Consider the following 12,125-nt stretch of genomic DNA (forward strand, 5'->3'; position numbering starts at 1 on the left):
ATACCGAACCCGGAAGCTAAGCCCTTCAGCGCCGATGGTACTGCCCTGGAGACGGGGTGGGAGAGTAGGACGCCGCCGGACAACCCTTCACCGAAGGCCCACCCCACACGGGGTGGGCCTTCGGCATTTCCGCGCCCAGCACGCCGACTCGCTGGTGCCGCAGCACGCCGTGCAGAGCGCGTGCGAGAGCCGCCGACCGGACCGGACGCCACGGCGCGTCGGTCGCCCGGAGGACGTCGGGCTGTCGCATCGCGAGCGGATCGCCGGTGACACGGCAGGAGCCTCGTCGTCCCGTCGTGGGAGGATGGCCTGCGCAAACTTCAGAACGAGAGGGAACCCCGGTGAACGACACCCCCCGTGAGCCCGAGCCGGATCGTCCGTCCGCGGGCGACGACCGCGGCGGTCGCCGCGACCGTGACGGCCGGCAGGACACTCCCCGTGAGGGACGTGGCCGACAGGGCGGCGCGCCGTTGGGCGACCGCCGCGGCGGGCCCGCCCGGGGAGCGGGCCGAGGCGCCGGGGACCAGCGGGGCCGGGGCGAGGGCGGATACCGTGGTCGGCGCGACGACGACCGTGGCCGCCCGGGCGGTGACCGGCCCGCACGGGACGGGGCGAGCCGCGGTACCGGCGGACGCCCGGACCGCGACCGTCGCGACGGGTCTCGCGGCACCGGTGACACCCGGAGCGGCGACCGCTCCGAGCGTCGGGGTGCGTGGGGCGAGCGTGGCGACGCGTCGCGTGGTCCGCGGAGGGAGTACGGCGCAGGCCGTGACGACCGGTCTCGTCCTCGCGACGGTGACAGCGGGTCGCGCCCGTGGCGTGACGGTGCGGACCGTCCGGCGCGGGGCGGCGACGCGGGTCGGGCTCGATTCGACCGCGACTCCGCGGGCGGGCGCCGGGGACCGGGCGGACCGCGCGACGATCGCCGCGGCGGTGACCGTCCCGGCGGTGAGCGCCGAGGTCACGCCCCGCGCGCCGGTGCGGGTCGCGACCGCGAGGGCTTCGACCGCCGTCCCGAGCCCCGGCACCCTGCCGGCCCGGACCTGCCCGAGGACGTGCAGATCTCCCAGCTCGACCGCGCCGCGCGCGGCAGGCTCCGGACGCTGAGCAAGGACACCGCCGAGGTCGTCGGGCGCCACCTCGTCATGGCCGGCCGTCTGATCGACACCGACCCCGAGCTCGCGTACGAGCACGCCCAGGCGGCGGTGCGCCGGGCGGGTCGCGTCGACGTGGCGCGCGAGGCCGCGGGCCTGACGGCCTACCGGACCGGACGGTACGCCGAGGCCCTGCGCGAGCTGCGCACGGTGCGCCGTCTCAACGGGTCCTCGGAGCACCTGCCGATCATGGCCGACTGCGAGCGCGGTCTGGGGCGGCCCGAGCGCGCGCTCGCCCTCGCGTCGTCGGACGAGGCCGCGACCCTGGACGACGTCGGCCGGACCGAGCTGGCGATCGTCGTGAGCGGCGCGCGCGTCGATCTCGGCGAGCTCGACGCCGCGCTCGCGGCGCTCGACAACGTGCCGCCGGTCGGCCGCGGCGGCGAGCTCGGCGCCCGGGTGCTCCAGGCGCGCGCGTCCGTCCTGGAGCTCGCCGGCCGCACGGAGGAGGCCGCCGAGATCCTCGCCGGCATCGACGCGCGCCTGCTGGCGGCCGCGCTCGGCGAGGAGGACGAGGACGTCGTCGTCTACGACCTGAGCGAGGAGCTCGAGGAGGCGGACGAGGGTGCGGACGGCTCGGAAGAGCCCGACGCCACGACCGACGAGCCCGGCGGCGCTCCTGACGCGGACGAGGCCGGGCCGGTGTCGTCCGGCTCGGACGAGCGCGAGACGGACGAGGGCGAGACGGACGGGGGCGACCGGTGAGCGCGGGCCTGCTCGCGAGCGACGTCGCGCTCGCCGACCGCTACGACCTCGCGCTCGTCGACCTCGACGGGGTCGCGTACCGCGGGCACGAGCCGATCGAGCACGCGTCCGAGGGCCTCACGGCCGCGCGGGGGCGCGGGATGCGGCTCGTCTTCGTGACGAACAACGCGTCCCGCGAGCCCGAGTCGGTCGCGGAGCAGCTCACCGGTCTCGACATCCCGACCACGGCGGACGAGGTGATGACCGCGGCGCAGGCTGCAGCGGCCCTCCTGCGGACCCGGCTCGAGCCGGGTGCGCGCGTCCTCGTCGTCGGTGGCGCGGGTCTGCTGACGGCGGTGCGCGAGGCGGGCTTCGTCGTCGTGGCGAGCGCGGACGACGAGCCGGACGCCGTCGCGCAGGGGTTCGCGCCCGAGCTCGGCTGGAGCCAGCTCGCCGAGGCCGCCTACGCCGTCCAGCGCGGTGCCTGGCACGTGGCGAGCAACCTCGACCTGTCCCTCCCGACGGCCCGTGGGTTCGCGCCGGGCAACGGGGCGCTCGTCGGGGCGGTGCGGGCCGCCACGGGCGTGACGCCTGACAGTGCCGGCAAGCCGTCGCCCACGATGTACGGCCTCGCGATCGACCGGGCGGGCGCTCGGGCGCCGCTCGTCGTCGGCGACCGCCTGGACACCGACCTCGCGGGAGCGCGCGCCGGGGGTTACCCCGGTCTGCACGTCCTCACAGGCGTGAGCACCGCGCGGGACGCGATCCTCGCGGAGCCCGGGCTGCGGCCGCACTACGTGGGCGCGGACCTGCGCAGCCTCCTGGAGCCGCACCCCGCGCCCGAGCGCGGCGCCGAGGGCTGGTGGACGTGCGGGGACAGCGCGGCGCGCGTCGACGACGGCGCACTCCGCCTGGACGTGCGCGGCGCGGCGACGATCGACACGGTGCGAGCCGCGGCGTCGGCGGCCTGGGCGGCGGTCGACGACGGCCTGTCGGTCGACCCGGCGAGCGTCCCCGACCTCCCGGTGGGGACGCACTGACGGCACGGGGGGCGGATCACTGCGGCGGCGCACGGCGCGCGGCGTGCTTCCGGCACCGCGCGCGGTCGTCCGTGGGACGCTACCGGTAGCGTGGTCCGCGGTCCCCGGGACGACGCCCCGGGCGACGAGCGACCAGACAGGAGGCAGGACATGTCGGACGGTCCGCAGCGACCCGTGCCCGGTCCGCCTCCGGGCCGCGCGGCCGACCCGGGCGCCGGCGACGCCGAGGGGTCGCTCGAGCCCGTGCTCGCCCGTCTCGCCGAGCTGGACGGCCTCGCGACCACCGACCACGTGGGGGTGCTGGAGGCCGTGCACGACGCGCTGGTCGCCGAGCTGGCCCGCGCGGAGGACTGAGCGTGGGGGAGCGGGACGGCGCCCGGCTGGACGGCGAGCTCGTCCGGCGCGGGCTCGCACGGTCGCGTCGGCACGCGGCGGAGCTCGTCGCGGCGGGCCGGGTGACTCGTGCCGGGACGGTGCTCACCAAGCCGTCGACCGGCGTCAGCCCGGAGGACGTCGTCGAGGTGGCCCCCGACCCGCACGACCCGGGCTACGCGTCCCGGGCCGCGTTCAAGCTCGCGGGCGTCCTCGACGCGCTCGACGCGGTCACGGGTGAGGGCTCGGTGGAGGCGGGGACGCTGCCCCGCGGCCCGGTGGTCGCCGGCGCGCGGTGCCTCGACCTCGGCGCGTCGACCGGGGGTTTCACCGACGTGCTGCTGCGGCGCGGCGCGCGCGAGGTCGTCGCGGTCGACGTGGGCCACGACCAGCTCGTGCCCGCGCTGCGCGCCGACCCGCGCGTCGTCGTGCACGAGGGGCTCAACGTGCGCGACCTGTCGCCCGAGCACGTGGGGGTCGTGCCCGACGTCGTGGTCGGCGACCTCTCGTTCATCTCGCTGGCGATGGTCCTGCCCGCGGTGGCCGGCGTCGTCGGGCCCGGGACGGACCTCCTGCTGCTCGTGAAGCCCCAGTTCGAGGTCGGCCGCGAGCGGCTCGGCAGCGGCGGGGTCGTGCGCGACCCGGCGCTGCACGTCGAGGTCGTCGCCGCGGTCGCGCGGCACGCCGCGCTGGTCGGCCTGCGGCCGCTCGCCGTCGTGCCGAGCCCGCTCCCCGGTCCGAGCGGCAACCGGGAGTACTTCTGGTGGCTGCGCGCGGGCGACCCGGGCCGGGCCGGCGGCGCGGCGTTCGAGGACGAGGCGCTCGAGGGCGCCGCGGCGCAGGCCGTCGCGTGGCAGCCGCGGCCCGGCGGCGGCCCGCCCCCGGTCGTCGCGGTCGCCCGCGCCGTGGCTCCGTCCGTCGAGCTGTCCGCCGAACCGCCCGCCGAGCCGTCCGCCGAGACGTCCGCCGAGACGTCCGCCCGACCTCCCGCCGGGGCCGTCCCGCCACCGGCACCGCACGCCGCACCGGGTGCGACCGAGACCACCGACCGAGCCCTGACCGGAGGAGCAGCGTGACGCGACGCGTCCTGATCGTCACCCACGGCGGCCGCCCCGAGGCGGTCGTCGCGCTGCACGAGGCGGTGAGCGAGCTCGAGCGCGCCGGGTTCGAGGTGACGCTGCACGACGACGACCTCGCGGAGTCGTTCGGCGACCACATGGCGCGCACGCGGGCGCGCGAGGGCGTCGCGGAGTCCGAGGTCGTCATCGTGCTCGGCGGCGACGGCACGATCCTGCGGGCCGCAGAGCTCACCCACGGCACGGGCGTGCCGCTCCTGGGCGTGAACCTGGGCCACGTCGGGTTCCTCGCGGAGAGCGAGCGCGAGGACCTGCGCGCGGCGGTCGGCCGCCTCGCGGCGTTCGACTACACGGTCGAGGAGCGCACGATCGTCGAGGTCCGTGCCTACCTGCCGGGAGAGCCGGAGCCGCTCGTCGGCTGGGCCCTCAACGAGGCGACGGTGGAGAAGGCGCAGCGCGAGCGCATGATCGAGGTCGTGCTCGGCGTCGACGGCCGCCCGCTCTCGTCGTTCGGGTGCGACGGCGTCATCACCGCCACCGCGACGGGGTCGACGGCGCACGCGTTCTCGGCCGGTGGGCCCGTGATGTGGCCCGAGGTCGACGCGGTGCTCGTCGTGCCGCTCGCGGCGCACGCGCTGTTCGCGCGCCCGCTCGTCGTCGGTCCCCGCTCGACGATCACGGTCGACGTGCTGCCGGACTCGGCGTCGTCGGGCGTCCTCACGTGCGACGGCCGCCGCCGCATCGACCTGCCGAACGGCTCGCGCGTCGAGGTGCGGCGCTCGGACACGCCGCTGCGTCTCGCGCGCCTGAGCACGGCGCCGTTCACGGACCGGCTGGTGTCGAAGTTCTCGCTGCCGGTGGTCGGGTGGCGCGAGCGCGCGGCGAGCGTCGCCGCGACGGCGGGCACCACCGCGGAGCGCGCCGCCGCCGCTCCGGGCGGCGCGGGCGAGACGGCCAGGCTCCCGGGCGACGGGGGCACCACGGACGAGGAGGAGTGAGCGTGCTCGAGGAGATCGCGATCGAGAACCTCGGGGTCATCCGGTCGGCGCGCGTCCCGGTCGGCGCCGGGCTGACGGTGATCACGGGCGAGACGGGTGCCGGCAAGACGATGGTCCTCACCGGCCTCGGCCTGCTCATGGGCGGCAAGGCGGACCCGGCGACGGTGCGCCCGGGCGCGGCGAGCGCCGTCGTGGAGGGCCGGGTGCGCGTCGCGGACCGCCCGGCGGTCGCGCAGCGCGTCGACGACGCGGGCGGACAGGTCGACGACGACGGCTCGGTCGTCATCCTGCGCACGGTCGCCGCGGAGGGCCGCTCGCGCGCGCACCTCGGCGGGCGCAGCGTCCCGCAGGGCGTCCTCGCCGAGATCGCCGACGACCTCGTCACGGTGCACGGCCAGTCGGACCAGCTCCGGCTGCGGACCGCGAGCCGACAGCGCACGGCCCTCGACGCGTTCGCCGGGCCGCAGCACGCCGAGCTCCTGGGGCAGTACCGCGAGGCGTGGGCCGAGCGGTCGGCGCTGCAGGCGCAGATCGACGACATCGAGACGCGCGCCGGCGAGCGCGCCCGCGAGGCGGAGCTGCTGCGCCTCGGGCTCGCCGAGGTCGAGCGGGTCGCGCCCCAGCCGGGCGAGGACGTCGAGCTCACCGCGCTCGTCGCGCGGCTCGGGAACGTCGAGGAGCTCCGGGTCGCCGCGCAGCTCGCGCACGACGCCGTCGCGGGCGACGAGGCCGCGGAGCCGCAGGAGAACGCCGTCGTGTCGGTCGACCGCGCGCGCCGCGCGCTCGAGTCGGTGGCCGGGACGGACCCCGCGCTCGCCCGCCTCGCCGAGCGGCTCGCCGAGGTGGGGTACGTGCTGGCCGACGTGGCCACGGAGATCTCGGGCTACGTCGAGGACCTGGCGGCGGACCCGGCGGGTCTCGAGTCCGCGCACGCGCGCCTCGCCGAGCTGGGGACGCTCACGCGCAGCTACGGGGAGACGGTCGACGACGTCCTCGCCTGGGCGAGCGACGCGGGGCTGCGGCTCCTGGACCTGGACGACGGCGGGGAGCGGCTCCAGGCCGCGACGGCGCGCCGCGACGAGCTCGACGCGGAGCTGGACCGGCTCGGCACGGCGATCACGGCCTCGCGCGAGCGGGCCGCCGCCGAGCTCGCCGCGGCCGTGACCGACGAGCTGCGCGGGCTCGCGATGGGCGGGGCGAGCCTCGTCGTGGACGTCGAGCGGGCCGAGGAGCCCGGCCCGTGGGGCGTCGACGCGGTGACGTTCTCGCTCGTCGCGCACGCGGGCGCTCCCGCCCGCCCGCTGGGCAAGGGGGCGTCGGGCGGCGAGCTGTCGCGCGTCATGCTCGCGATCGAGGTCGCGCTCGCGACGGCCGCCGTCGACGGCACCGGCCAGGTGCTGCCCACGTTCGTGTTCGACGAGGTCGACGCCGGCGTCGGGGGCAAGGCGGCCGTGGAGGTCGGGCGGCGGCTCGCGTCGCTCGCGCGGCGCACCCAGGTCGTCGTCGTCACCCACCTCGCGCAGGTCGCCGCGTTCGCGGACGTGCAGCTCGTCGTGACGAAGGCGTCGGGCGAGGGCGACCCGTCGACCGCGGTCACGGTCACCGGTGTGCGCGAGGTCACGGGGGAGGAGCGCGTCCGCGAGCTCGCGCGGATGCTCTCGGGCCAGGAGGACTCCGACGCGGCCCGCCGCCACGCGGTGGAGCTTCTGGAGTCGTCGGTCGTGGGACGATAGGGCACGATGAGACTCACTCTGCGCAAAGCCTCCCTGCCGGAGGCCGGGTCCGGCACGCTCGGCCCGGCCAAGGTCGACGCGCGCACGAAGGCGCTCACGAAGCGGCTCAACCCGGGCGACGTCGCGGTGATCGACCACGTCGACATCGACCGGGTCGCCGCCGACGCGCTCGTCGCCGCGAAGCCGTCCGCCGTGCTCAACGCGGCCAAGTCGGTCTCGGGTCGCTACCCGAACCTCGGCCCCGACGTCCTCGTCGAGGCCGGCATCGTGCTCGTCGACGACCTCGGCCCCGCGATCATGGCGATCCCCGAAGGACGCGTGGTGCGGCTCGACGGCGGCAAGGTCTACCTGGGCGACGACCTCGTCGCCGAGGGCGTGCTGCAGAGCGAGGAGACGGTCGCGCGCAGCCTCGAGGAGGCGCGCGCCAACCTCTCGGTCGAGATCGAGTCGTTCGCCGAGAACACGATGAACTACCTGCGCCGCGAGCGGGACCTCCTGCTCGACGGCGTCGGCGTCCCAGACATCCGTACGTCCATCGAGGGGCGTCAGGTCCTCATCGTCGTGCGCGGCTACCACTACCGCGAGGACCTCGCGACGCTGCGCCCCTACATCACCGAGTACCGCCCGGTGCTCATCGGCGTGGACGGCGGCGCGGACGCGATCCTCGACGCGGGGTGGAAGCCCGACATGATCGTCGGCGACATGGACTCGGTCTCCGACCGCGCGCTGAGCAGCGGCGCGGAGATCGTCGTGCACGCCTACCGCGACGGCAAGGCGCCCGGCCTCGAGCGCGTGCAGGAGCTCGGCGTCGAGCCCGTCGTCTTCCCGGCGACCGGCACGAGCGAGGACATCGCGATGCTCCTCGCCGACGACAAGGGCGCCGAGGTCATCGTCGCCGTCGGCACGCACGCGACGCTCGTCGAGTTCCTCGACAAGGGCCGTGCGGGCATGGCGAGCACGTTCCTCACCCGGCTCCGGGTCGGCGGCAAGCTCGTCGACGCCAAGGGCGTGTCGCGCCTGTACCGGCACCGGATCTCCAACCTCCAGCTCTGGCTCCTGTCGATCGCCGGGCTCCTCGCCGTCGTCGCGGCGCTGTGGTCGACGGCGGCGGGCCAGACGTTCTTCGGGATCGTGGGCGCCCGGTTCGACGACCTCTGGTCGTGGATCGGGACGCTCTTCTCGGGCGGCGGCTGATCCCGCCGGGCCGTCGTGGTCGACGGCCCGCGCACGTGCCTGCGGCCCGTGCCCTCCGGCGGCCAGCGCCGACCCTGACCCTTGCCAGCACGCAGCAGCTCGAACCGAAGGACACCACCGCACAGTGATCGACTTCAGGTACCACATCGTCTCGTTGATCTCGGTCTTCCTGGCGCTCGCCGTGGGGATCATCCTCGGCGCGGGCCCGCTCCAGGGCGCGATCGGCGACCAGCTCACCGGGCAGGTGGAGCAGCTGCGCACCGAGCGCAACGAGCTGCGCGACCAGCTCGACCAGGCGAACGTGACGCTCGGCGACGACGCACGGTACATCGAGGCCGCAGGTCCGCAGCTCGTCGCGGGCTCCCTCGAGGACCGTCGCGTGGCCGTCGTCGACCTGGACGGGGCGGACGACGAGCGCGACGACGCGATCGCCGCGCAGCTCGAGACGGCGGGTGCGTCCGTCGTCGGGCACGTGCGCCTCACGGACTCGTGGACGAGCCAGGACGAGGAGAGCGCGCGGCAGACGGTGGCCGAGGGTCTCGGCGACAAGCTGGGCGATGTCCCGCAGGACGCGACCCCCGAGCAGCGCCTGTCGCGCGCGCTCGCGTTGTCGCTCACCGGGGCGGCGCCGTCGAGCACGGAGGAGCGCAGCCCCGAGGCGCTCGAGCTCGAGGCGCTGCTCGAGCGCTTCGCGCTCGTCGACGTGGTCTCCGAGCAGACGCTGCCGGCGGACGTGGTCCTGCTGCTCGGGGGCTCCGCGCCCTCGCCGGCCACCCCCGCCGCGGAGGGCGAGGAGCCGCCCGCACCCGACACCTACGCGGTCGACATCGAGGTCCAGGTGGCCGTCGCCGCGCAGGAGGTCGCCGGCGCCGCGCTGGTCGCCGGCCCGACGGCGGTCTCGGGCGACGTCGTCTCGACGATCCGCGCGAACGAGGACCTTGCCTCGACCGTCTCGACCGTCAGCGGCATCGAGGCCGAGCCGGGCCGGATCAACGTCCCGCTCGCGCTCGCCGCGCGGCTCGCGGACCAGGTAGGGCAGTTCGGGTTCGAGGAGAGCGCGACGGCCGTCCTCCCGCCCGCGGTCGAGCTCCCGGCGGTGACGCGCACGACGGCGTCCCCCACCGGCGCGCAGGACGCCGCGGCGGACGACACCACGGGTGAACCGGCCGGTGACGGGGCCGACGTCGAGCAGGCCGGCGACGGCGCGGGGGAGGGCTGACGTGGGGCGCGCGCTGCGCACGTTCGCGGCCGCCGGCGTCGCCGCGACGGTGACGGCCGCGGCACGCCGCACGGCCGGGTCGCGCGCGCCCGGGGGCGCGGAGCGATGGACCCGGACTAACCACCGGGGCGAGCCGATCAGCCTGCTCGAGGGCCCGGCCGTGGCCGCCGGCCTCGTCGCCGGCACGCTCGCGGCGGGAGGCGACGCCCGCACGCGCGCGGCGGTCGCCCTCGCGACGGCGAGCGCGGGCACGTTCGGCCTCGTCGACGACCTCGCGGAGGACACGACGAGCCGCACCAAGGGGCTGCGCGGCCACCTCGGCGCGCTCGCGCAGGGTCGGGTCACGACGGGTGCGCTGAAGATCCTCGGGATCAGCGGCGTCTCGCTCGTCGCGGCGGCGGTCGGCACGCGACGCACGGGCGGTGCCTTCGGGCACCTCGTGGACGTGGGCGTGAACGGCGCGCTCATGGCCGGCACCGCGAACCTGCTCAACCTCCTCGACCTGCGGCCGGGGCGCGCCCTCAAGGCCGCCGGCGCGGCGTCGCTCCCGTACCTCGGCACCGCCGCCGCGCCGACGACGGGCGCCGTCCTGGGTGCAGCCGTCGCCGCGGCCCCGGGGGACCTCGGCGAGCGCGACATGCTCGGCGACTGCGGCGCGAACGCGCTCGGTGCCGCGCTGGGCTCCCAGGTCGCGTTCACCGCGCCTCGCCCGGTGCGCTGGCTCGCTCTGGCGGGCGTCGTGGGGCTCACGCTCGCGAGCGAGAAGGTGAGCTTCTCGAAGGTCATCGAGGGCAACGACGCGCTGCGGCGCGTGGACGCGTGGGGCCGGCGCCCGGCGTGAGCGCGCGGGCGGGGCGGCTGCGCGCCGCCACGGGCACCCTGGCGGGCGCCGCCGCGATGATCACGCTCGTGACGATCGCGAGCCGCCTCGTCGGGTTCGCACGGTCGCTCGTGCAGTCCGCCGCCGTCGGCACCGAGGGCGTCGGGTCGGCGTTCACGGCGGCGAACCTCCTGCCGAACGTGCTGTTCGAGGTCGCCGCGGGCGGCGCCCTCGCCGGCTCGGTGGTCCCGCTCCTCGCCGGGCCCATCGCCCGGCGCGCGGGCACCGAGGTCTCGCGCATCGCCTCGGCCCTGCTCGGGTGGACGCTCGTCGTGCTCGTCCCGCTCGGGGCGCTGCTCGCGCTCCTCGCGGAGCCGATCGCGTCCCTCCTCATGCTGCCGAAGCATCCCGAGCTCGTCGACGTCACGGCGACGTTCGTGCGCGTGTTCGCGCTCCAGGTGCCGCTCTACGGGCTCGCGGTCGTGCTCGGGAGCATCCTCCAGGCGCACAAGCGGTTCTTCTGGCAGGCGTTCTCGCCGCTCCTGTCGAGCCTCGCGGTCATCGTCGTCTTCCTCGTGTTCGCGGGTCTGGCGGGGGGCGACCAGAAGGACGTCGCCGCGTTGTCGGGCCAGGCCATCGCGTGGCTCGGCTGGGGCACGACGGCGGGCGTCGCCGTCCTCGCGCTGCCCCTCGTGCTCCCCGTGCACCGGCTGGGCGTCCGCCTGCGCCCCACGCTGCGCTTCCCGGGCGGCGAGGCGGTCCGGGCGCGCAACCTCGCGTTCGCGGGTGTCGGGGCGCTCGTCGCGCAGCAGCTCTCGGTGCTCGCGATCATGGGCGCCGCCTACCGGTTCGGACCGGAGCAGACCTTCCCGACGTACTGGTACGCCCAGCAGGTCTACCTGCTCCCGTACGCGGTGCTGGCGTTCCCGCTCGCGACGAGCACGTTCCCGCGCCTCGCGGAGCACGTCGCGCACGCCCGGCACGACGCCTATCGGCGCCTGCTCGCGACCACGACGCGCACGCTGCTCGTCGTCGCGGGGCTCGGCGTCGCGGCCCTGATCGCCGCGTCGGCGGCCGTCGAGGCGGTCTTCGCCCGCATCGCGACGGGCTCGGTCGACGGGCTCGGGGGAGCGGTCGCCGCGATGGCCGTGGGCATCGTCGGGTTCTCGCTGATCCTGCACCTGTCGCGCGCGCTGTACACGATCGACCGCCAGCGGGTGGCGGTCGTCGTGACCGCCGCGGGCTGGCTCGTCGTCGCGGCGACCGCCTACGTGCTCCCCGCCCTCACGGGCGCCCGCGACCAGGCCGGGGTGCTCCTGCAGCTCGGCCTCGCGACCGCGGTCGGGATGTCGGTCGCGGGCGCGGGGCTGCTCCTCGCGACGCGGCGCCACGCCGGCCCGGAGGCGACGCGCGGCGTCCCGCGCACGCTCGTCGTCGTCGCGGTCGGCGTGGCGCTGGGCGCGCTCGCGGGCTCGGCGCTGTCGAGCGTCCTGCTGCCCGACGACGCGGGCTGGCTGCCCGCCGTCGGCGTCGGCGCCCTCGCGGCCCTCGTCGCGGGCGTGGTCGTGGTCGGCGTCTCGCTCGTCGGCGACCGCGCGGCCCTCCTGGGCGTCCTGCGGCGCGGGACGCCGGGCGCAGGCGACCCGGCGGCTCCCGGGGCGGGCGACGCCGTCGGGCCCACGACGGACACGCCTGCGGGGGACGAGCCCGCGGCGGGCGAACCCACGACGGAGGCACCCGGCGACACGCCGCCGAGGTGACGCGCCCGTGACGCATGCCCGGACGCGCGCCGGGTCGCGCGTCGAGGCGAGGGACACCTCGCCGTGCCGCCCGGT

At 76.7% G+C, this 12,125-nt stretch carries 10 protein-coding genes; all 10 read left to right on the forward strand.

Features of this window, described 5'->3' with window-relative positions; genetic code table 11:
- Nucleotides 1-1,055: 1,055 nt before the first annotated feature.
- The 10 genes from B9L22_RS09870 (at nucleotide 1,056) to murJ (ending at nucleotide 12,050) form a co-directional block, all read left to right on the forward strand.
- A complete protein-coding gene (locus B9L22_RS09870; protein WP_086150271.1) occupies nucleotides 1,056-1,859 on the forward strand; it encodes a hypothetical protein in 804 nt (267 codons plus the stop codon).
- Nucleotides 1,856-2,878, forward strand: coding sequence for an HAD-IIA family hydrolase (locus tag B9L22_RS09875; protein WP_086150272.1), 1,023 nt, complete (start codon nucleotides 1,856-1,858; stop codon nucleotides 2,876-2,878). Before B9L22_RS09870 ends, B9L22_RS09875 begins: the two co-directional genes overlap by 4 nt.
- A gap of 150 nt (nucleotides 2,879-3,028) precedes the next feature.
- Nucleotides 3,029-3,232, forward strand: a complete 204-nt coding sequence (locus B9L22_RS09880) for a hypothetical protein (RefSeq protein ID WP_086150273.1) — start codon at nucleotides 3,029-3,031, stop codon at nucleotides 3,230-3,232.
- Nucleotides 3,233-3,234: 2 nt separating this feature from the next.
- Nucleotides 3,235-4,326, forward strand: coding sequence for a TlyA family RNA methyltransferase (locus tag B9L22_RS09885; protein WP_369824823.1), 1,092 nt, complete (start codon nucleotides 3,235-3,237; stop codon nucleotides 4,324-4,326).
- Complete coding sequence (locus B9L22_RS09890) at nucleotides 4,323-5,324, forward strand: NAD kinase (RefSeq protein ID WP_034650767.1); 1,002 nt, start codon at nucleotides 4,323-4,325, stop codon at nucleotides 5,322-5,324. Before B9L22_RS09885 ends, B9L22_RS09890 begins: the two co-directional genes overlap by 4 nt.
- 2 nt (nucleotides 5,325-5,326) lie before the next feature.
- Nucleotides 5,327-7,057, forward strand: coding sequence for a DNA repair protein RecN (gene recN / locus B9L22_RS09895; protein ID WP_043658037.1), 1,731 nt, complete (start codon nucleotides 5,327-5,329; stop codon nucleotides 7,055-7,057).
- A 6-nt stretch (nucleotides 7,058-7,063) separates the two neighbouring features.
- Entirely contained in the window at nucleotides 7,064-8,251 is a 1,188-nt protein-coding gene (steA, locus tag B9L22_RS09900) for a putative cytokinetic ring protein SteA (protein ID WP_021482582.1), read from the forward strand.
- 124 nt (nucleotides 8,252-8,375) lie between these two features.
- Nucleotides 8,376-9,470, forward strand: coding sequence for a copper transporter (locus B9L22_RS09905; protein ID WP_086150274.1), 1,095 nt, complete (start codon nucleotides 8,376-8,378; stop codon nucleotides 9,468-9,470).
- A 1-nt stretch (nucleotide 9,471) separates the two neighbouring features.
- A complete protein-coding gene (locus B9L22_RS09910) occupies nucleotides 9,472-10,311 on the forward strand; it encodes a hypothetical protein (RefSeq protein ID WP_233139976.1) in 840 nt (279 codons plus the stop codon).
- The gene (gene murJ / locus B9L22_RS09915) at nucleotides 10,308-12,050 is read left to right on the forward strand and encodes a murein biosynthesis integral membrane protein MurJ (protein WP_233139978.1); all 1,743 of its coding nucleotides are present in this window, start codon (nucleotides 10,308-10,310) and stop codon (nucleotides 12,048-12,050) included. Before B9L22_RS09910 ends, murJ begins: the two co-directional genes overlap by 4 nt.
- The last annotated feature ends 75 nt before the right edge of the window (nucleotides 12,051-12,125 follow it).

The organism is Cellulosimicrobium sp. KWT-B (genome assembly GCF_002127155.1).
Taxonomy (GTDB): domain Bacteria; phylum Actinomycetota; class Actinomycetes; order Actinomycetales; family Cellulomonadaceae; genus Cellulosimicrobium; species Cellulosimicrobium funkei.